Raw genomic sequence first — 19608 nt, forward strand, 5'->3', positions numbered from 1 at the left:
ACGGCAGCGGCACAGGCGGCCACACCGAGAACTCCCTGACCGTCTACTTCCACGGCCCCTCCGGCAACGAGAGCGTCGGCACCGGCGCCCACCCGTCACTGCCCGCCAAGGGCGTCTACATCGACGACTCGCTCACGGTCACCTACTGGCAGCAGTCCATGGACGACGCCCTCAACTGGTAACAGATGCCCGCCGAGACCGCGCCGCCCCTCGCGGGGCTGCCCAGCCGCAGGCCCCCGTCCCGTCCCCCGCCCCCTACCCCCGTGCCACCCGGACCTTGACATCCCCGTTGGGTTCCTCGGATGTCACCTCGATCGTGATCTTTCGGCGCGGGTCCTTGAAGGTTTCGCCCGGGCCGAAGGGGGCGTCGGAGAGTTCGGCGTGGACGTTGGGGCTGCGGGTGCAGCCGCCGCTGTCGCGGTGGGCGTCGTACACCGTGATGGGTCCGCGGCCGGTGTCGACGGTCGCGTCGACCTTGTAGATGAGGACACCGGGATGGCACACGGCCTCGTCGTTGCCGCCGGAGGTGCGTAGTTCGAGGGCGTAGCCGGTGTGCGCGGTGAGCGGGACGAAGATGAGCTTGTGGCCGCCGGGCCGGGACAGCGGGGACAGCGTGTACTCCTTGGTGCCCGGGGTGGCCGCGCAGCTCACCTGGTCCGTTTCCAGCCAGCCCAGCTTCCACTTGTGCCAGCCGAGCAGGTCGTTGTTGGCGCCCCAGTCCTCGCTCATGATGTCCCAGTGGCCGACCGAGCCGCCGCCGTCCTGGGTGTACAGGTCGGGCAGGCCGAAGACGTGGCCGTTCTCGTGGGGGAGTACGCGGTAGCCGGTGCGGGTGTAGGAGCCGGAGCCGTCGTCCTGACGGGAGTAGACGAAGGACGCGTTGGCGACGGGGACCCCGTCGGCTTTGGGGGCGTCGCCGTTGCCGGCGAAGGTCACCGACAGCACCGTGTCCAGGGCGGAGGGGCCGGCGTCGGGGCTGACCAGCACGTTCAGGAGGTCGTAGTCCCGGAAGTCCACGGTCGGGTCGGCGGCGGTCACGATGTCCTGGACCAGTTGGCGGTAGCCGGGATCGAAGGGGGCGCCGCGCTCTATGCCGTAGTCCTTGAATGCCTTCGGCATCCGCAGCCAGGTCGGGATGGGGGTCTCGGCGCGGTAGTCGAGACGGCCGTAGGACGCGGTATGGAACCAGTCCTGGGTCTCCGGGAAGAACTCATGGAAGCGGTCGAGGGCGTCGCCCTCGCCGGGTGCGTCGGGGAAGTCGACCATCACGGTCAGTGCGCGGACGGTGCCGGTGGAGCGGGAGTAGCCGCCGGGGGTGGGGACGCCCTCCGTCATCTGGACCTCGCGGGCGCCGTTGATGAGGCACGGGATGAGGGCGGCGGCGCGGCTCAGCCCGGCGACGGAGCCGGCTCCTGCGGCGGTGGGGCCCGGTGTGAGGCGTCCGGTCCCGGCGGAGGTGCTGACCGCCAGGGTCAGGGCGGTCACGGACGCGAGAGCGGCCACGCGCCGCGAGCGTATCCGACGGGCGAGCGGCTGCGGCTGCATGCAGGGCCCTTTCGCTCCATGGCAGCCGCCGGTCTCCGGCTGCACCCTTGCGATCACCCTGTGTCGACAGGGCGCGGAGCGCGCGCTGGAGGAGCCCGATCGTGGGTTTCTTCGCGGTAGGAGTGTGAGTCACGTCATATGAATTCTTCCTGTGGGCGGGAAATAACCGGGGACCATCTCCCCGTTTAGACCTGTGTCCGAGCGGAATCGGGGAGCCCTTCCCCGGATTCCGCAAGCCAAGTCGATCAAGTCGATCAAGTCGAGCGAACCCGTCCAAGCCGGGCAAGCCGAGTAGGCCCGTCAAGCCGACCGAGGAGTACGCCGTGCAGACCGCGACCGCCGTGCAGCGCAAGGCATCCAGGCCCCGCGCCGACGCCCTGCGCAACCGGGAGCGGATCGTCAACGCCGCCCGGGAGATGTTCGTCGAGCACGGCCCGCATGTGCCGCTCGACGACGTCGCCCGCCGGGCCGGCGTCGGCAACGCCACGCTGTACCGCAACTTCCCCGACCGCGACGCGCTCGTACGCGAGGTCGTCTGCTCGGTGGTGGACCATATGGTGCAGGCGGCCGAGCAGGCGCTCGCGGAGACCGGGGACGCCTTCGAGGCGCTGGAGCGTTTCGTGCACGTCGCGGCGGACGAGCGGATCAGCGCGCTGTGCCCGATGGTCTCCAGCACCTTCGACAAGAACCACCCCGATCTGAAGGCCGCGCGGGAGCGCACCGAGGTTCTCGTCGGCGAGGTCATGGACCGGGCCAGGACGGCAGGCCAGCTCCGGCCGGACGTGGGCGTCGGCGACGTCATGGTCGCCGTGGCCCAGCTGTCCCGGCCGCCGGCCGGCCTCGGCTGCCTCAGCGTGGACCGCTTCGTCCACCGGCATCTTCAGCTGTTCCTGGACGGGCTGCGGGCCCCGGCCCGCTCCGCCCTGCCGGGTGCGGCGGTGACCATGGAGGATCTGCGCCAGGTCTGACGCTCAGTTCCGGGCCGTAGACCGGTCCTACCTCGCAACGGCCGTCACGGCCGCCACACCCTTTACGACCACCACGATCGCCACGACCGTTACGACCGCCACGCCCTTCACTCCTTACCACTCACCTCCTGCACCTCCTGCTCACCTGTTCCGTCACGACGTCCCGGTCTTCCCTCCCGAAGGCCAAGAAGTCCCGAAGTCCCGAGATGGGTACCCCCATGTCTGAAACAGCCTCCAAGGCTTTCGGCGTCCCCGACGCCAATCGCTGGAAAGCGCTCGTCTTCATCGCGCTCGCCCAGCTGATGGTGGTCCTCGACGCCACCATCGTGAACATCGCCCTGCCCTCCGCCCAGCAGGACCTGGGCATCTCCGACGGCAACCGGCAGTGGGTCGTCACGGCCTACGCGCTGGCGTTCGGCGGACTCCTCCTGTTCGGCGGCCGGGTCGCCGACCTGTGGGGCCGCAAGCGCGCCTTCGTCATAGGTCTGGTCGGTTTCGCCGCCGCCTCCGCGCTCGGCGGCGCGGCGACCAGTGGCGCGATGATGTTCGGCGCCCGCGCCCTCCAGGGTGTCTTCGGCGCCCTGCTCGCGCCCGCCGCGCTGTCCCTGCTCGCCGTGATGTTCACGGACGCCCGGGAGCGCGCCAAGGCGTTCGGCATCTATGGCGCGATCGCCGGTGGCGGCGGCGCCGTCGGCTTCATCCTCGGCGGCGTGCTCACCGAGTACCTTGACTGGCGCTGGACGTTCTTCGTCAACATCCCGTTCGCGGTCATCGCGGCGGCCGGTGCCTACTTCGTCATCCGTGAGCCGGAGGGCAGCCGCAACCGCTCCCCGCTCGACATCCCCGGCGTGATCCTGTCCACCCTGGGTCTGGTCTCGCTGGTCTACGGCTTCACCCGTGCCGAGTCCGACGGCTGGGGCGACTCGTCGACGATCGCGCTGTTCGTCGCGTCGGCGGTGCTGCTGCTGGCCTTCGTGGTCACCGAGGCCCGGGTCAAGGCCCCGCTGCTGCCGCTGCGCGTGATCACCGACCGCAACCGCGGCGGCGTCTACCTCTCGCTGGGTCTTGCGATCATCGCGATGTTCGGCACCTTCCTGTTCCTCACCTACTACCTCCAGGTCGTCAAGGGCTACTCGCCGATCCAGAGCGGGTTCGCCTTCCTGCCGATGGTCGCGGGCATGATCACCGGTTCCACGCAGATCGGTACCCGCCTGATGACCCGGGTCGCGCCCCGGCTGCTGATGGGTCCGGGCTTCCTGGTCGCCGCGGTGGGCATGTTCCTGCTGGCCCAGCTGGAGATGGACTCCACGTACGCCTCGCTGGTGCTGCCCGCGATGGTGCTGCTCGGCCTCGGCATGGGTACGGCGTTCATGCCAGCCATGTCGCTGGCCACGCAGGGCGTCCAGCCGCGGGACGCGGGTGTCGCCTCCGCGATGGTCAACACCTCGCAGCAGGTGGGTGGCGCGATCGGCACGGCCCTGCTGAACACGATCGCCGCCTCCGCGACCACCTCGTACATCAAGGACCACATCGCGACCGCGGCCACCGGGCGGCAGCGGCAGCTGGTCCAGCTCCAGGGCATGGTGGAGGGCTACACCAACGCCATCTGGTTCGCCGTCGGCATCCTGGTGGTCGCCGCGGCCCTCGCCCTGACCCTCGTCAACGCCGGCCGACCGGGCGGCGGCACGGCGGCCGCCGGTGAGGGCGTCGAGGACGATGCGGCGGTGCCGGTGATCGCCCACTGAGGCACCGGGGTCACCGGGGTACCCGCAGCATCTGTCGCTCGGCAGCCGCCACTTGGCGTCTGTCGCTCGGCACCCGTCGTGCGGGCGCGGAAGGGGACGCCGCGCGCGTACGACGTCCGGGACCTGCTCGGTTCGCCGGGTGAGGTCCGGGACCTGCCCCGGCTCCCGGGGTGAGCGGCTCAGCGGAGCCAGGGCAGGTCCGCACCCGCCTCGTTCGGCTGAAGGCCCTCGGCGACGATCTCCATGATCTCGCCGAGGGCCTTCTGCTGCTCGGGGGTCAGCCGCTCGAACAGCGACTGGCGTACGGCCGCCACATGGCCCGGCGCGGTGCGCCGCAGCACCTCCTGGCCCGCCTCGGTCAGCACCGCGAACTGGCCGCGCTTGTCGGCGGGGCAGTTCTCGCGGCGCAGCCAGCCGTTCTTCTCCAGGCGGGCGACGGCGTGCGAGAGACGGGAGCGGGTGATCTTCGCCTTCATGGCCAGCTCGGTCATCCGCAGTCGGCGGCGCGGGGCCTCGGCGAGCTGGACGAGCAGTCCGTAGTAGATGTGCGGCATGCCCGCGTCACGCTGAAGCTGGCGGTCGAGGTGATCCTCCAGCAGGGTGGTGGCGTGCAGGTACGAGCGCCACACGCGCTGTTCCCCGTCGGTGAGCCAGCGGTGCCGCGGGGTGGAGCCGGATGCCGTGTTCATGGGTCCACTGTACGAGGAATCTCCTTGAAAATTGAACAAGTCGGGCGTACCGTTTGAGGGGATAGCTTGAGACTTAAAGCAACTGCTTGAAGGAACTGTTCACAGCAGCTGGACTCGGGTCGCCATGCCGCCCGGTCCACCGGAGGGAGCCGCCGTCATGTCCGCCGCCGCGCAGGAGCGCATGCCCGCCCTCTATCTGAGCCACGGCGCCCCGCCGCTCGCCGACGACCCGATCTGGCCCGGCCAGCTCGCCGCCTGGTCCGCCGACCTGCCGCGCCCCAAGGCCGTCCTCATGGTCTCCGCCCACTGGGAGGAGGCGCCGCTCGCCCTCGGCGCCGTCCGGACCGTCCCCCTCGTGTACGACTTCTGGGGCTTCCCCGAGCACTACTACCAGGTCACCTACGCGGCCCCCGGCGCCCCGGAGCTGGCCGAGTCGGTGCGCAAGCTGCTGCGCGCCCCCGGCACGCCGGTCCAGGACATCCCGGACCGCGGCCTCGACCACGGCGCGTACGTCCCGCTCGTCGAGATGTTCCCCGCGGCCGACATCCCCGTCCTGCAGATCTCCATGCCGACCCTCGACCCGGTGCGCCTGATGGAGATCGGCCGCAGGCTGGCGCCGCTGCGCGACGAGGGCGTGCTGATCGTCGGCTCCGGATTCTTCACCCACAACCTGGCCGCGCTGCGCCACACCGGAGGCGGGGTTCCCGCCTGGTCGTCCGAGTTCGACGACTGGGGCCGCCGGGCCCTTGAGGCCCGCGACTGGGACGCGCTGCTCGACTTCCTCGACAAGGCCCCGGCCGGCCGCTACGCCCATCCCCGCACCGAGCACTTCGCCCCGCTGTTCGTGACCCTGGGCGCGGCGGACGACGGCGACGGGCCGGCCGCGCCGAAGTCGGTGATCGACGGGTTCTGGCTGGGAATGGCGAAGCGGTCGGTCCAGTTCGGCTGACCGTCGCGACGGCCCTCCGGGCGCGGACGCCGCCGTCCTCCCGGAGGGCTCACAGCTCCTTCTCGTACCAGGTCACGTCCCAGTAGCGGCCGAACTTGCGGCCCACCTCGCGGTAGGTGCCGACGCGGCGGAAGCCGAAGCGCTCGTGCAGCCGCGTCGACGCCGTGTTCGGCTGGGCGATGCCCGCATAGGCACGGTGCAGGTCCTCCCCGGCCAGGGCCTCGAAGAGCGCCTTGTAGAGCAGTGTGCCGATACCGCGGCGGCCGGCGTGCGGGGCGACGTACACCGTGGTCTCCACCGAGGTGCCGTACGCGGGCTTCGGACGGTAAGCGCTGGATGTGGCGTAGCCCAGAATTTCCTGAGAGTCCGCGTCCACGGCAACCATCAGACGGTGCGGGCCGTCTTCCGGGTGGGAGAGCAACCAAGGACGTCGCTCTTCCGGAGTGAAGATCGCGGTATCGAAGGTGATCGGCGTCTCGCGTACGTAGTGGTTGTAGAGGTCCGTGAGGGCGTCGAGGTCGCCCTCGACCCCCGGCCTGACCTGCACCTCTGTGCGTTCCGACGGCATCCGGTCACCTCCTGTGGCGGCACAGGGTACTGCATGATCAGAAAAACTGGGGGGCGGGTTGGGAATTCTGTCCGGATTCCAGTCGTTGTTTCCATCGGATGCGGGGCACTCAACGAGAGTCCGAGGAGTTCAAGGAGAGTCCGAGGATCTCTCCGAGTGCTGAGCTTCCGCCAGGACAACCCGCCAGCCCTCTCCCGAGTTCCCGGCTCCGGCCGGACCGGGAGACCCCGATGTGAAAGGGAGCACGCATGGCAACCCGTGCCGTCGCCCGCCGTCAGTCCGCCTCCGGCAAGACGGCCCACTCGGCAAGCAGTGTTCGCGCCCGTGGCGGCGAGATCGCGGACCGCGACCTCGTCGGCATGTACCTCGATGAGATCGCGCGTACGCCGCTGCTCGACGCCGCCAAGGAAGTCGAGCTGTCCCAGACCATAGAGGCGGGTGTGTTCGCACGACAGGTCCTCGACGGCGAGGAGGAGTCCCGCACGGATGCCACCCGCGAGGAACTCCAGGCCCTGGTCGCCGCGGGTGAGCGGGCCAAGGACATCTTCATCCGGTCCAACCTGCGCCTGGTCGTGGCCGTCGCCCGGCGCTACCCGCGCAGTGGCCTGCCCCTGCTGGACCTGATCCAGGAGGGCAACGCCGGCCTGGTGCGCGCGGTCGAGAAGTTCGACTACCGCAAGGGCTTCAAGTTCTCGACCTACGCCACCTGGTGGATCCGCCAGGCGATCACCCGCTCGATCGCGGACCAGTCCCGCACCATCCGCCTGCCCGTCCACCTGGTCGAGGAACTGGGCCGGATCCGACGGGTGCAGCGCGAGTTCAACCGGGAGAACGGCCGCGACCCCGAGCCCGCGGAGATCGCCACCGAGCTGGGTTCCACGGCGGAGCGCATCACCGACGTGCTCGACTGGGCCCGTGACCCGGTCTCGCTGAACATGTCGGTGGACGACGAGGGCGAGACCCAGTTCGGCGACCTGCTGGAGGACACCTCGGCGGTCTCGCCCGAGCAGTCCGTCCTCACGCTGCTGCGCAGCGAGGGGCTCGACGAGCTGATCGGCCGCCTCGACCAGCGCACGGCCTCCATCATCAAGATGCGCTACGGCATCGAGGACGGCCGGGAGCGCACGCTGACCGAGGTCGGCAAGGAGCACGGTCTGACGCGTGAGCGCATCCGTCAGATCGAGAAGCACGCGTTGCTGGAACTGAAGAAGCTGGCCCGCCAGACCGGGTTCGACGCGGCCGCGTGAGCGACGCGCTCACGAGGCCCGGTGAGCGACGGGAGCCGGACGTGCGGGGCGCGCGCGGCTCCTTCGCGTCAGGCGCCGTGCGGCCGTCACATCCCGCGTGCGCCGGGTGGCGGAAGACCGCGCAAACATGGCTGTGTACCGTCGCTTCAACTCCCCGAACCCCGGGAACAAACCCTCCGGGCCCAGGAGTTGGGGATCGGGCCCGGCCCGCACCCCCGGCGGCCGCACACGATCCCTTGAGCCATGTCCCGACGCACTCCCCCCCAGCGCCGGGACCTCCCCAGAGCCGGGCTTCGGCGCCTATCCCCCCGGGCGCCGGAGCCCGGCTTTCTCTCATTCCGTGTCGTTCCGTGTTGTCTCGTTCCGTTTCGTTCCGTCCATCCCGCCGTTCTCGTCGCCTCCGGCGGGGCAGGCCGGTAGGGCGGGCCGGTGGGGCACGCCGGTGGGTCACCCCGTACCTGAACCACGGGGTGACCCACCGGATGGCAGATTCTGCCACATGGGCATAGCCTGCCGACGTGAGCAGCGCCAGCCCCACCGAGCCCGGCCCCGAGCAGGTAATTTCCGGCCTGACGGGAGCTGCTTCCGCTTCGCTGACCGAGCGGCGCAAGGCGGAGACCCGTATGGAGATCGCCCGCGCGGCGGCCCGCCTCTTCGCCCGCCGGGGACTGCGGGCCACCCGCGCCGAGGACATCGCCGAGGCCGCCGGCATCGCCCCGCGCACCTTCTACCGGTACTTCGCCACCAAGGAGGAGGCCGTCGCCCCGCTCTACGCGGCGGGCGCCCGGCGCTGGGCGGAAGCCGTCCGCGCCGCCCCGGCGGACCTCCCACTGCCCGCGGCACTGGAACACGCCGCCCGGCACGTCCTCACTCCCGGCACTGCAGTCTCCGCCGCCTCCTGGGAGTGGGTCCGCACCCTCGTCCGCCTCACCCACGCCAGCCCCGCGCTGCGCCGGGTGTGGGCCGAGGTGTGCCAGGCGACGGAACGAACACTGGCGGACGTCCTGGAGGCACGGTTGGGCCTGTCGGCCGCCGATGCCGGTCCCGATGCCGGTCCCGGCGCCCCGGGCGGCGTCCCGGTCTCTTCGGTCTCGCCGGAGCTCCGTTTCGGCGCGGCGGTGGCGAGTGTGGCGGTGCGGGTGGCCGTTGAGTCGTGGGCCGCGGGTTCGGCGGGGGCGGCGGGTGAGGAGGGACCGGCGGCGCTCGCCCTGCGCAACCTCCGCGCGCTGCGCGGATTCCCGTGGCCGACGGCCTAGCCTGACCGGCGGCCTGCTCGGGCTGACTGCCTGCTCCGGCTGACGGCGTGCATCGGCTGGCTGCTGTAGGCATCCGCTGGTGGTCCGGGCCGCTCGGGCCGTCCGGGGTCGGCGGTCCAGGGTCGCTCGGGGCGACGGTCCGGGCCGCTCGGGCCGTTCGGGGCCGGCGAGTGGTGTCCGTGTCCGGTTCAGCCCGCGGCGCGAGCGAGTCGGCCCGCCAACTCCCGTACGCACTCGATGAGTTCAGGCGGCTCCTGGACGGTGAACTCGGGCCCGGCGAGGGCCAGCCGCAGCGCGAGCCACTCCACGGGGTCGCCGCTGGTGCCGCGTACGACACAGCCCTGCCCGTCGGTCGGCTCCGGTGTGCCGAGCCAGGCGGGCAGGCGTGGAGCGACGACGTTCGCGGGCGCGGCGAAGGCGACCACGAACCCGTACGTCTCCTGCCGCCGCTGGATCGACCGCCGCAGATACTCCGCCGCATCGCCCGTCGGCAGCTCCCGCGGAGCGAACCGCGTCCCGGTCGCGAACGGCTCGCGGACCCGGTCGACCCGGAACGTGCGCCAGTCGTCCCGGTCGAGGTCGTAGGCGACGAGGTACCAGCGCCGCCCGGTCGACACCAGCCGGTACGGCTCCGTCAGCCGCCGCGACTGCGACCCGTCCCCGGCCCGATACGCGAACCGCAGCCGCTCCCGCCCGGCGACCGCCGCCGCCATCACGGTCAGCGTCTCCGGCGCGATGCTCGCCCCGTCCCCACTGGTCAGCGGGGTCGTCGCGGATTGCAGGGTGGAGACCCGGTGGCGCAGCCGGGACGGCAACACCTGTTCCAGCTTGGCCAGCGCGCGCACCGACGCCTCGTCCACGCCCGCCACCGCGTGCCCGGCCCCGGCCCGCAGCCCGACCGCGATCGCCACCGCCTCCTCGTCGTCGAGCACGAGCGGCGGCATCGCCTTGCCCGCCACCAGCCGATACCCGCCGTCCGCGCCCATGGTCGCCTGCACCGGATAGCCCAGCTCCCGCAGCCGGTCGATGTCCCGGCGGACCGTACGACGGGACACCCCGAGCCGCTCGGCCAGTTCGGCGCCGGGCCACTCGCGGGGCGTCTGGAGGAGGGAGAGCAGCTGAAGGAGCCGGGCCGGGGTGTCCGTCGTCATGAGTCCTCCGCGGTCGTCGGCGCCGTCGGTGCGCCGCCGTCATGTCTGCGAGCATGCCGCAGAACTAGGACACTTTCTGGCCTACTGGCCTCCTAGCTTCTTCCGCATGACCTCCACCGAGCCCCACCCCTCCGCACGGCCGACCGCCCGGAACGCCGCACAAACCACCGTGCAGCCCGCCGCCCAAAGCACCGAGCAGACCGCCGCCCAAACCCTTGCTCAGCCTGCCGCGGGCGGCCGTCGCCGCTGGTATGCGCTGGCGATCGTGATGACCGCGGCCTTCATGGACCTGGTCGACGTCACGATCGTCAACATCGCGATCCCGTCCATCCAGCGGGACGCCGGCGCCTCCTTCAGCCAGATCCAGTGGATAACCGCCGGTTACGCCCTGGCCTTCGCGGCCGGCCTGATCACCGGCGGACGCCTCGGCGACATCCACGGCCGCAAACGGCTCTTCCTCGTCGGCATCGGCGGCTTCACCCTCGCGTCCGCGCTGTGCGGCTTCGCCGTGAACCCGGAGATGCTGGTCGCCTCCCGCATCCTCCAGGGCGCGATGGCGGCGCTGATGGTGCCGCAGGTCCTGTCGATCGTGCACGCCACCTTTCCGGCACGCGAGCGCGGCAAGGTCTTCGGACTCTTCGGCGCGATCGTCGGGCTCGGCGCCGTGTCCGGCCCGCTCCTCGGCGCGCTGCTGACCGAGTGGAACCTGTTCGGCCTGGAGTGGCGGCCCATCTTCCTGATCAACCTGCCGGTCGGTGTCGTGGCCTTCCTGCTCGGGCGGCGGTTCATCACGGAGTCACGCGCCCCGCGCGCCCTCAAGCTGGACCTGGTCGGCGTCGCCCTGGTCACCCTCGGCCTGCTGATGCTGCTCTACCCGCTCACCCGCGGCCGTGAGCTGGGCTGGCCGCTGTGGGGTCACCTGTCGATGGTCGGTGCGCTCTTCGTCTTCGCGGCGCTGGTGGCGTACGAGCGGCGCAAGGGCGCGCGGGACGGCTCACCGCTGGTCGAACTGTCGCTGTTCAGGGTGAAGAGCTTCGCGGCGGGCATCGCGGTGCAGACCGTCTTCGGGATCGCGCTCGGCGTCTTCTTCCTGGTGTGGACGCTGTATATGCAGACGGGCCTGGGCTGGAGCCCACTGCGGGCCGGCCTGACCGGTGTGCCCTTCTCGATCGCCGTCTCCACCGCGGCCGGCCTCTCGGTCCAGAAGCTGGTGCCGCGCTTCGGCCGCGGGGTGCTCCAGGCGGGCGCGCTGCTGATGGCGCTGGGCGTGCTGCTCTACCTCGCGGAGTCCGAGCGGTACGGCCTTGGCATCGCCGCCTGGCAGATGGCGCTGCCGCTGGTCGTCATGGGCGTCGGCATGGGCCTGATCGTCGCCCCGCTGACGGACGCCGTCCTCTCGGAGGTGCCGCGCGAGCATGCCGGCTCGGCCTCCGGGCTGATCAACACCGTTCAGCAGATGGGCAACGCGCTCGGCCTCGGCCTGGTGTCGGTGGTGTTCTTCGGGGTGATCGACGACGGACTGACCCCCGCCCAGGTGGGCCCGGCCTTCGTGAACGCCTTCCAGCACGCGCTGGGCTGGGTGGCCGCCGTCCTGGGCGTCATCTTCCTGCTGATGTTCGCGCTGCCGCGGCGGCCGGCGCAGCACGTGGAGGGTGCCGAGCCGGCTCTCCCGGTGCAGAAGGAGCCGGACCTCCTGCCGTGAACGCCCGCGGGGCGTCCTTCCCGACAAGGACCCGGTGCCTTTCGCGGCGCCGGGTCCTTCCGCGTGCCGCGACACCCCAGCCGTATGCCGTGCACACCTCAGCCGCGCGCAGTGACACTCCGTCGCGCGCAGTGACATATCCGCCGCGGGCCGTGAACTCCCCTGCCGGGTGCCGTGAGCACCCCCGGTAGGGCCGCAGGCCCGGTCGCCAAGTCCGAGTCATGGGCTCCCGGCGGAAGTCCGGTCATGCCCGAATGAAGTCTGAACCTGTCTATTGTTCTGATATCCGGTCTATTTTCCGGCGATCCGGGCGTAGCCTCCAGGCGAAACCACATCTTCGGGCACGGTCGGAGGCGGACGGGCATGTACGCACCGGAGCGGCAGCAGGAGATCCTCCGGCTCGCCCGGGAGGGCGGCCGGGTCGACGTGGTGTCGCTGGCCGAGGAGTTCCAGGTCGCCGCCGAGACGATCCGCCGCGACCTGAAGGTCCTCGACCGGGCTGGACTGGTCCGCCGGGTGCACGGCGGCGCCATCCCGGCCGGACGCCTCGACTTCGAGCCGGACCTCGCCGAGCGCGAGCCCACGGCCGCCGACGAGAACGACCGCATCGCCAAGGCGGCCCTCGCCGAACTGCCGACCGAGGGCACGCTCATCCTCGACGCCGGCACCACGGTGGCCCGGCTCGCCGCGGCCATCCCGTTGGAGGCGCAGCTCACGGTCGTCACGCGCAGCCTGCCGATCGCGGCGCGCCTCGCCGACCTCCGGGCATCCAGCTCCATCTGGTCGGCGGGCGGGTACGGCACCGTACCCGCGCCGCCGTGGACGCCTGGGCGCTGCGCGCCTACGGCGAGATCCGCGCCGACCTGCTGTTCGTCGCCGCCGACGGCTTCTCCGCCGAGCACGGTCTGACCAGCCCCGATCTCGCCGAGGCGGCGGTCAAGCGGGCGGCGGTCGCCGCGGCCCGCCGCGTGGTCCTGCTCGCCGACTCCGGCAAGCACGGCCAGGAGCGCTTCGCCCGCTTCGGCGACCTGAGCGACGTGGACCTGCTGATCACCGACAGCGGGCTGAGTCCCGAAGACGCCACCGCCATCGAGCGCGGCGGCACGGAAGTGGTACGCGCATGATCCGCACCGCCCCCCAGGGCGGTCTGCCCGGCCTGATGACGACCTTCGGCTTGGTGATGTGCTCAGACCTACCTGGTCTGTCGACGGCACAGGCACACCCGCCCGTTTGATGTGTTGTGGGTGATTTAAGGAACCTGCGAGATAGATCACGGTCCGGGACGTAAGGTCCGAACCGTGGTGTCTACTGGGGTGCATGCCTGACGACGTCTCGATCCTCGCGATGCTGGGCGTGACCCTGCTGGTTCTGGCGGCGGTCGCCTGGACGGCCGTGCTGGTGCTCCTGTTGCGCAGGGCCCGCTCCGGAAGTGCCGCCGGGCGTTCGGGGCACGCCCTGCCCGGACTTCCGCGCCAGCGTCAGACGGCCCCCTCCGTGGAAGCCGTCGAACTGACCCCGGCGGAACAGGACGCGTTCGCGGGCCTGGTGCGGCGGCTCGGCCGCCGCTGACGAGGGCCGGGCGGCCGTGCCGGAGCCCGGAGCCTGGGCCGTTCAAGTCGCTCAGGTCGCTCAAGTCCGGCGGGCCGCCCGGCGTTCCATGGCGGCGCGGGCCGCGTCCTCCGTGGCGTACACCTCGCACATATGGCGCCCGTCCGGCGTCGCCGTGTGCTCGACCTCCCACAGGGAGAGTTCGCTGCCGTCGCGCAGCAGGAACGCGTGCTCGTAGAGCGCGAAGCCGGGTCTTGCCCGGCCGGCCCGCCCCGGGCGGCCGAAGACCTGGGAGATCTGGTGCGCGAACGCCGCCGCGAGCAGCGCGGCCGTCTCCGAGTCCGGCCGGTCCGCGTTCTCCGCTCGGCGCAGCAGTCGGCGCGCGTGGTCCGCGGAGTCGTCCGGTACGTAGGTGTGCCGCGGCGCGGGGACCGGAGGCAACTGGACCAGCACGGGCAGTTCGAAGTCCGGGTCGTCCGGCGGCAGCGGCAGCCGGGCGGTGGCGGCGTGCAGCTCCTCCTCGTCCGCGTACACCTCGTGCTGTGGCTCGCTGCCGGGCGCGGTGTTGTGCACCAGCTCCCAGAGCGTGACCGCGGAGCCGTCCGTGAGCAGCCAGGTGTGCCGGTACGTCTCCCGGTGCAGGCCGGCGCTGTGATGGGCGGAGTGCAGCGAACTGTCGTGCGCCAGCGCGCAGTCGAGCCGCTGTATCGCCTCGTCGGGCAGTTCGAAGGAGTTCAGGGCGCGGCCGAGGAGTCGCGCGAGGTGCTCCTCCGGAGACTCGGGCGACTCGGCTGCTTCGTGCGCAGCCGTCTCGTACGGAACGCTCAAGGCTTCTCCCGGCGTTGCTGCATGTCACCTTGTGGGTGCATACCGTAGCCCCTCGAACGGACATCATGTCCGGGAACCGAGAAAACGTACGCCGGGAAAACGCGCGGGCCGCCGGGAAAGTTCCCGTGCGGCCCTACGTCCCGTCAAAATCCGCCGGTCGGGCGGTACTTCCTTGCTCAGGCGGCGCCGCCCGCGGTCCACTGGCTCCACGGCAGGTTCCAGCCGTTGAGCCCGTTGTCGGGGGAGACGGTACGGTCCGGCGAGTTCTTGACGATCACGACGTCCCCGACGAGCGAGTTGTCGTAGAACCACTTGGCGGTCGTGTCCCCCTGCGCACCCTGCACATCGGCGAGGCCCACGCAGCCGTGGCTGGTGCCCTGGCGGCCGAAGGGCGGATCGGCCCGGTTGTACCAGTAGTTGCCGTGGACGAACGTGCCCGACGTCGTCAGCCGCATCGCGTGCGGCACGTCCGGGATGTCGTACTCGCCGCCGAAGCCGACCGTCGAGCCGTTCATGCGCGTCTGCACGAACTTCTCGGAGATCACCATCTGCCCGTTGTACGTCGTGTGCTGTGGGCTGCCCGCCGAGATCGGCACCGTCCTCAGCGGCTTGCCGTCCCGCACCACCGTCATGGTCTGCTTGTCGACGTCGACCGTGGAGACCTGCGAGCGCCCGACGGTGAACGTCACGGTCTTCTTCTGCACCCCGTAGACGCCCTTGGCGCCCTCGACCCCGTCCAGGTCGATCTTCACCGTGACCTTGGAGCCGGCCTTCCAGTACTCCTGGGGCCGGAAGTCGAGCCGCTGCGCCCCGAACCAGTGCCCCACCACCTGCTGACCGGTGCTGGAGGTGACGGCGATGCGCGACTGCACGGCCTTGGTGTCGCTGATCGCCTTGTCGAAGGTGAACGACACCGGCATGCCCACGCCGACCGTGGTCCCGTCGTCCGGCGTGTACGTCCCGACGAAGCTGTTCGCCGTCGTGACCGTGGTGAAGATGGAGTTGGCCGCGGCCGTGCGCCCCCCGGCGTCCTTCGCGGTCGCCGCTATCTCGTACTTGGTCCCGCGCTCCAACTGCTCCTTCGGCTTCCAGGCGTGGCCGTTCGCCGATATCGCACCCGGCACGGCCTGCCCCGACCCCGCCACGGTCATCTTCACGTCGGTCAGCCTGCCGTCACTGACCTGCACGCCGGTGGTGTTGATGGACGCGTCGGTCGAACCGTCCTTGGCCGAGATCGCTATCCTCGCCGTCGATGTCGTAGGGGAGTCGCCGCCCTTCCCCTCATGCTCCTTGGCGTCGGCGCTGCCGCCGCACGCGGTCAGGGTGAGGGCGCCGACCAACAGGGCGGCACAGGCCCCCAGTACGCGCCGCGCTGCGATGTCCGGCCTTGTCACGGGCTGCTCCATGGTGGTGTGTTGTGCGTGATCCGCTCCAGTGCGTGAAGAAAGAGGGGGGACGCACGAGGGTGGGTTCCCTCCGGCGCCCGGGAACGCCGTCATGTGACAGAACCGGGACAGAACGGGGCCGCGGCGGCGCCACCGACGATCACCGCGCCGCCTCGCGCCTCCCTGACTGGCGCCGCCCCGCCTGGCGCTGCCTCGCCCGCCCCGCCTTGCGCCGCTCACCGCGCGCCGTACAACTCCTCGTACGACGGCCACACTCCGCCCGGTCCGGCCACCGGCTCGGCGGCCCGCAGGGCCCGCACGATCGCGCGCGTCACGACGTCGGCACCGGCCGCGAGGATCTCGTTGAGCGCGAGCGGATTCCCGGCGTCGAGCGGACGCTCTCCCGTGGCCAGCGCGAACACCGTGTCGCCGTCGTTGAGCAGGTGCACCGGCCGCACGGCCCGCGCGATGCCGTCGTGAGTGGTGCCCGCCACCTTCTGCGCCTGCGCCTTCGAGAGATCCGCGTCGGTGGCGACCACGGCCAGTGTGGTGTTGAGCGGCGGTGTCTGGTTCCTCGCGGCGGCCTCGGACAGGCGTCGGCCGGCGGCCTCGTGGATGTGTGCCTCCGGATATGTCACCGGCCCCTGGAACAACTCCCCGTACAGCACGCCCGTCCGCGGATCCAGCGCCGATCCCGCGGCGTTGGCGACCACCAGCGCGGCCACCGTGATCCCCGAGCCGAGGAGCGTGCTCGCGGTGCCGACCCCGCCCTTGAGTTGCCCCACCACGGCGCCCGTACCGGCACCCACACACCCCTCGGCCACCGGTGAGCCGGAGTCGCTCGCCGCGGCGGCCTCGACCGCGGCGCGCCCCGTGGCCGCGTCCGGTCGCGCCCGGAAGTCGCCGCCCCGCCCGAGGTCGAAGACACAGGCGGCGGGCACCACCGGCACGACATGCCCGGGATCCGCCCCGACCCGCACCCCGCGCCCGCGTTCCTCCAGCCAGGCCATCACACCGGAGGCCGCGTCGAGCCCGTACGCGCTGCCGCCGGTGAGCACGACCGCCTCGACCGTGCGCACCAGGTTGCGCGGGTCCAGGGCGTCGGTCTCCTTGGTGCCGGGCCCGCCGCCACGCACGTCCACGGCGGCCACGGCACCGCCCTGCGGGGCGAGGACGACCGTGGTGCCGGTGAGCAGTCCACCGCCGGTGCGGGTCGCGTGTCCCACCCGAAGCCCGGCGACGTCCGTCAATGCGTCAACTGTCATGCCGGCCAGTCTCCCCCGGGCCCGGGCCCGGGCACCGAGACTGCGGGCGGGCACGATCGGGCGGTGCCGGAACGGGTGTGGTCGGGGCTGGTCGACGGATGCACGTGACGCGGCCCGGGACGGCAGGTGGTGGACGCAGCCCAGGGCGTCAGGTGGACGCGGTCCGGGGCGTCAGGTGGTGGATACGGTTGGCTTCGCCCGCCTTCCGTTGTCGCGCATCGTGCGTGCGGTGAGGGCGACCTCGGCCACCACCGCCAGCGCGGCCACGATGCCCGCCGCGAGCACCGACCAGTGGCCCAGGAAGGTGCAGCAGATCACCAGCAGGGCCGTGACCGGCAGTACCAGTTGCTGGGCGATGCCCGCCTTGAAGTAACGCGCGTGCAGCGCCCAGACCGTCAGCAGATAGAGCGCCGTGGGCAGGGTGACCGCCGCCGAGGCGGACAGGGTCGAGATGTGCGCCTTGCCCACCGCCTCCTCGACCGCCACTTCGATACCGGCGCCGATCGCGGCAGCCGAGGCGAGGATCACATAGTGGCCGTAGCCCCACAGGAACGCCTGTCTGCTGGAGCGCAGATGCCCGTGGATGGGCACCGCGAAGTAGATCCACCAGGCCGAGAAGACGATCAGCAGGCCGCCGGCCGCGATCGGCAGAAGTGTGCTGAGGGCGCCGTGCTCGGCCCCGGCGGACTTCACGGCGACCGTGGCCGCGGCGATCGTCTCGCCGAGCACGATGATCGTGAACAGCCCGTACCGCTCGGCGATGTGGTGCGGATGCCAGGCGGTGCCGTGGTGCCGCTCCGCGTACAGCGGCACGCACAGTTCCATGATCGCCATCACCAGGAACACCCAGGGGCGCGCGGGAGTCGGCAGGACCACCAGCCCGAGCCAGCCGATCTGGCAGAGCGCCACGCCGCCGGCGTATCTGAGTGCCGTGGTCCTCTCCGCGCCCTCGGTACCTCTCGCGGCCCGCAGCCACTGCGAGACCATCGCCAGCCGCATGATCGCGTAGCCGAGCCAGACCGCGAAGTATTCATGATGCTCGAACGCCCGGGAGACCCCCGAGGCCAGGACCAGGACACCGGCGATCTGGACGAGGGTGACGACGCGGTAGAGCAGGTCGTCGTTGTCGTACGCCGAGGCGAACCACGTGAAGTTCATCCAGGCCCACCAGATCGCGAAGAACAGCATCGCGTAGTTCAGGATGCCGTTGCCCGCGTGCCCCTCCACCACCGCGTGCACCAGTTCGACGCCCGCCTGCGCGACGGCCACGACGAAACACAGGTCGAAGAAGAGTTCAAGCGGCGTGGCCACGCGGTGCGGCTCGCCACGTCCTCGGGCGGTGAGCCGACGGAGTGAATGGGGCGTGTGCGGAGCACCCGCGGAGGCGGGCGGAGAAGCGGAACTCGGCGTCATGCCTCTCAGCACAGCAGAAAATCTCACCGAAATCTTGTGAGGCGGTTCACAAGCGCGCAGGGGTCCGGAATGCGCAGGGAAAGGCCGGGTCGGATGCCGTCCGGGCCGGTGGGCGCGGCCCACTCCGCGGGGCCCGGCCGACCCGGGGCCGTACTCTTGACGCATGAGCACCGCCCCCGCCCCCGAGCCGCGCGCCCCCAAGGCCGCGCTCGTCTTCGACGATCCGCTCAGCCAGCAGTCCTCGGACGACACGGACCGCGGCTGGGGCGAGGCCGGCGACGGCGCCGCCGACCTGAAGCGCTTCCTCGAAGAGAAGCCGCCCCACCACCTCTGAAGCGGACCCCGCGAGACCGCTACCGCTGTTCGTGGCCCGAGCCGCGCTGCGCGACCAGCGCGTCGCGGATCTCCTTGAGCACCTCCAGCTCGGTCACCTCGATGACCTCCTGCGTGCTCTCCCTCGCCTTCCTGCGGGCCTCCACCCGGGCCAGGTACTTCGCCATGGGCAGCACCATCAGGAAGTAGACCACCGCGGCGGTGATCACGAAGCTCAGTGCGGCGCCGAGGACGGAGCCCCACATCAGCTGGATGCCGTTCGTGCCTGTGCATGACGAGCTGAGGCATGAGCTGTAGTGGTCGAGGTTCTGTGTGCCGATCGCTCCGACCAGCGGGTTGATGATGCCCTTCACCACCGAGTTGACGATGTTCGTGAAGGCCGCGCCGATGACCACCGCGACCGCCAGGTCGACGACGTTGCCGCGCATCAGGAAGGTCTTGAAGCCTTGCCAGATGCTCGGTTCCTTCTTCTCGCTCACCTCGGGGACTCTCCTCGTGCGCACAGGGTGTGGAACAAAACGCTCCGCAACCTACGGCACCATGCGGCCATCCTGTCCAATTTCTTCCCTCGAACGAGGGACTTGACAGCGTGTCGTCAAGACAATGTCCGCAGTGGTTCAGCACAGCGTCACCGCCAGTCGTGCTGTCGCGCTTGTTCCCACGAGGCGCGCCGCCGTGGCACGCGGCACCGAGAGCAGGACGAGTGCCCCGCTCTCCGCGGCGCCGCCGAGGGGTTCCGGCAGTCTCGTCACCCGCGCCCCGCGCGCGATCACTCGGGCCTCGCCGCCCGTGGCGGGATCCTGTGCGGCGATGACGTCGACCCGGTCACCGGGCCGTAGCAGCCGGACGGTGGCGGCGTCGGCGATCCGCACCGGCGCCGTCACGACCTCGACCGTCCCGGGCCGTCGCATGGGCTCGACCGCGGGGTGGCCGCGGGCCGGCTCGGCGCGGTGCGGATCCGTCGCGGCGCGCGGTCCGGCCGCGACGAGCGCGGCGGCGGTGACGGCGAGGCCGGC

The 19608-nt window shown here is 71.2% G+C and carries 18 protein-coding genes and 2 pseudogenes; 10 read left to right on the top strand and 10 right to left on the bottom strand.

The genetic code is table 11. The annotated features are described in order from the left end of the window. Positions 1 to 182, top strand: a pseudogene (locus ACWEKM_RS40880) (DUF4232 domain-containing protein); the annotation flags it as partial. Between the two features lie 73 nt (positions 183 to 255). Here the strand turns inward: ACWEKM_RS40880 and ACWEKM_RS40885 are convergent. After that, complete coding sequence (locus ACWEKM_RS40885; protein WP_451626366.1) at positions 256 to 1545, bottom strand: M6 family metalloprotease domain-containing protein; 1290 nt, start codon at positions 1543 to 1545, stop codon at positions 256 to 258. A 323-nt stretch (positions 1546 to 1868) separates the two neighbouring features. Between ACWEKM_RS40885 and ACWEKM_RS40890 the strand changes: the two genes are divergently transcribed. Continuing rightward, on the top strand, positions 1869 to 2513 hold the full coding sequence (locus tag ACWEKM_RS40890) for a TetR/AcrR family transcriptional regulator (protein WP_451626367.1): 645 nt from the start codon (positions 1869 to 1871) through the stop codon (positions 2511 to 2513). 218 nt (positions 2514 to 2731) lie between these two features. Next, entirely contained in the window at positions 2732 to 4258 is a 1527-nt protein-coding gene (locus ACWEKM_RS40895; RefSeq protein WP_451626368.1) for an MFS transporter, read from the top strand. Positions 4259 to 4437: 179 nt separating this feature from the next. Here ACWEKM_RS40895 and ACWEKM_RS40900 read toward each other — a convergent pair whose 3' ends face one another. Beyond that, positions 4438 to 4947, bottom strand: a complete 510-nt coding sequence (locus ACWEKM_RS40900; protein ID WP_451626369.1) for a MarR family winged helix-turn-helix transcriptional regulator — start codon at positions 4945 to 4947, stop codon at positions 4438 to 4440. A gap of 157 nt (positions 4948 to 5104) precedes the next feature. Here ACWEKM_RS40900 and ACWEKM_RS40905 point away from each other — a divergent pair, with 157 nt between their 5' ends. Beyond that, the gene (locus ACWEKM_RS40905; protein WP_451626370.1) at positions 5105 to 5896 is read left to right on the top strand and encodes a dioxygenase family protein; all 792 of its coding nucleotides are present in this window, start codon (positions 5105 to 5107) and stop codon (positions 5894 to 5896) included. A gap of 49 nt (positions 5897 to 5945) precedes the next feature. Here ACWEKM_RS40905 and ACWEKM_RS40910 read toward each other — a convergent pair whose 3' ends face one another. Beyond that, positions 5946 to 6464 (bottom strand): N-acetyltransferase family protein, encoded by a 519-nt coding sequence (locus tag ACWEKM_RS40910; RefSeq protein ID WP_451626371.1) that lies wholly within the window; start codon positions 6462 to 6464, stop codon positions 5946 to 5948. Between the two features lie 248 nt (positions 6465 to 6712). Here ACWEKM_RS40910 and ACWEKM_RS40915 point away from each other — a divergent pair, with 248 nt between their 5' ends. Next, positions 6713 to 7711 (top strand): sigma-70 family RNA polymerase sigma factor, encoded by a 999-nt coding sequence (locus ACWEKM_RS40915; protein ID WP_451626372.1) that lies wholly within the window; start codon positions 6713 to 6715, stop codon positions 7709 to 7711. A gap of 518 nt (positions 7712 to 8229) precedes the next feature. Then, positions 8230 to 8967: a TetR/AcrR family transcriptional regulator gene (locus ACWEKM_RS40920; protein ID WP_451626373.1), complete on the top strand. Its 738-nt coding sequence runs from the start codon at positions 8230 to 8232 to the stop codon at positions 8965 to 8967. Positions 8968 to 9155: 188 nt separating this feature from the next. On the opposite strand, the gene ACWEKM_RS40925 is transcribed toward ACWEKM_RS40920, so the two are convergent. Then, on the bottom strand, positions 9156 to 10118 hold the full coding sequence (locus ACWEKM_RS40925) for a helix-turn-helix transcriptional regulator (RefSeq protein WP_451626374.1): 963 nt from the start codon (positions 10116 to 10118) through the stop codon (positions 9156 to 9158). Positions 10119 to 10386: 268 nt separating this feature from the next. Here ACWEKM_RS40925 and ACWEKM_RS40930 point away from each other — a divergent pair, with 268 nt between their 5' ends. The 3 genes and pseudogenes from ACWEKM_RS40930 to ACWEKM_RS40940 all read left to right on the top strand — a co-directional run bounded on the left by ACWEKM_RS40930 (position 10387) and on the right by ACWEKM_RS40940 (position 13389). Continuing rightward, the gene (locus ACWEKM_RS40930; protein ID WP_451626383.1) at positions 10387 to 11820 is read left to right on the top strand and encodes an MFS transporter; all 1434 of its coding nucleotides are present in this window, start codon (positions 10387 to 10389) and stop codon (positions 11818 to 11820) included. Positions 11821 to 12183: 363 nt separating this feature from the next. Continuing rightward, positions 12184 to 12944, top strand: a pseudogene (locus tag ACWEKM_RS40935) (DeoR/GlpR family DNA-binding transcription regulator). Between the two features lie 193 nt (positions 12945 to 13137). Further along, the gene (locus ACWEKM_RS40940; protein WP_451626375.1) at positions 13138 to 13389 is read left to right on the top strand and encodes a hypothetical protein; all 252 of its coding nucleotides are present in this window, start codon (positions 13138 to 13140) and stop codon (positions 13387 to 13389) included. A gap of 60 nt (positions 13390 to 13449) precedes the next feature. Here ACWEKM_RS40940 and ACWEKM_RS40945 read toward each other — a convergent pair whose 3' ends face one another. From ACWEKM_RS40945 to ACWEKM_RS40960, 4 genes are all read right to left on the bottom strand, one after another. Beyond that, entirely contained in the window at positions 13450 to 14196 is a 747-nt protein-coding gene (locus ACWEKM_RS40945) for a DUF6227 family protein (protein ID WP_451626376.1), read from the bottom strand. Between the two features lie 176 nt (positions 14197 to 14372). Beyond that, on the bottom strand, positions 14373 to 15590 hold the full coding sequence (locus ACWEKM_RS40950) for a L,D-transpeptidase (RefSeq protein ID WP_451626377.1): 1218 nt from the start codon (positions 15588 to 15590) through the stop codon (positions 14373 to 14375). A 227-nt stretch (positions 15591 to 15817) separates the two neighbouring features. Next, positions 15818 to 16846, bottom strand: a complete 1029-nt coding sequence (locus ACWEKM_RS40955) for a P1 family peptidase (protein WP_451626378.1) — start codon at positions 16844 to 16846, stop codon at positions 15818 to 15820. A gap of 171 nt (positions 16847 to 17017) precedes the next feature. Beyond that, entirely contained in the window at positions 17018 to 18259 is a 1242-nt protein-coding gene (locus ACWEKM_RS40960; protein ID WP_451626379.1) for a low temperature requirement protein A, read from the bottom strand. Positions 18260 to 18422: 163 nt separating this feature from the next. Between ACWEKM_RS40960 and ACWEKM_RS40965 the strand changes: the two genes are divergently transcribed. Continuing rightward, on the top strand, positions 18423 to 18593 hold the full coding sequence (locus tag ACWEKM_RS40965; RefSeq protein WP_451626380.1) for a hypothetical protein: 171 nt from the start codon (positions 18423 to 18425) through the stop codon (positions 18591 to 18593). Positions 18594 to 18612: 19 nt separating this feature from the next. On the opposite strand, the gene mscL is transcribed toward ACWEKM_RS40965, so the two are convergent. Beyond that, a complete protein-coding gene (gene mscL / locus ACWEKM_RS40970; RefSeq protein ID WP_451626381.1) occupies positions 18613 to 19071 on the bottom strand; it encodes a large conductance mechanosensitive channel protein MscL in 459 nt (152 codons plus the stop codon). A gap of 138 nt (positions 19072 to 19209) precedes the next feature. After that, positions 19210 to 19608 (bottom strand): hypothetical protein (locus ACWEKM_RS40975; RefSeq protein ID WP_451626382.1); only part of this gene is annotated, 399 nt, incomplete at its 5' end.

It is taken from the genome of Streptomyces sp. NPDC004752 (assembly GCF_053601275.1).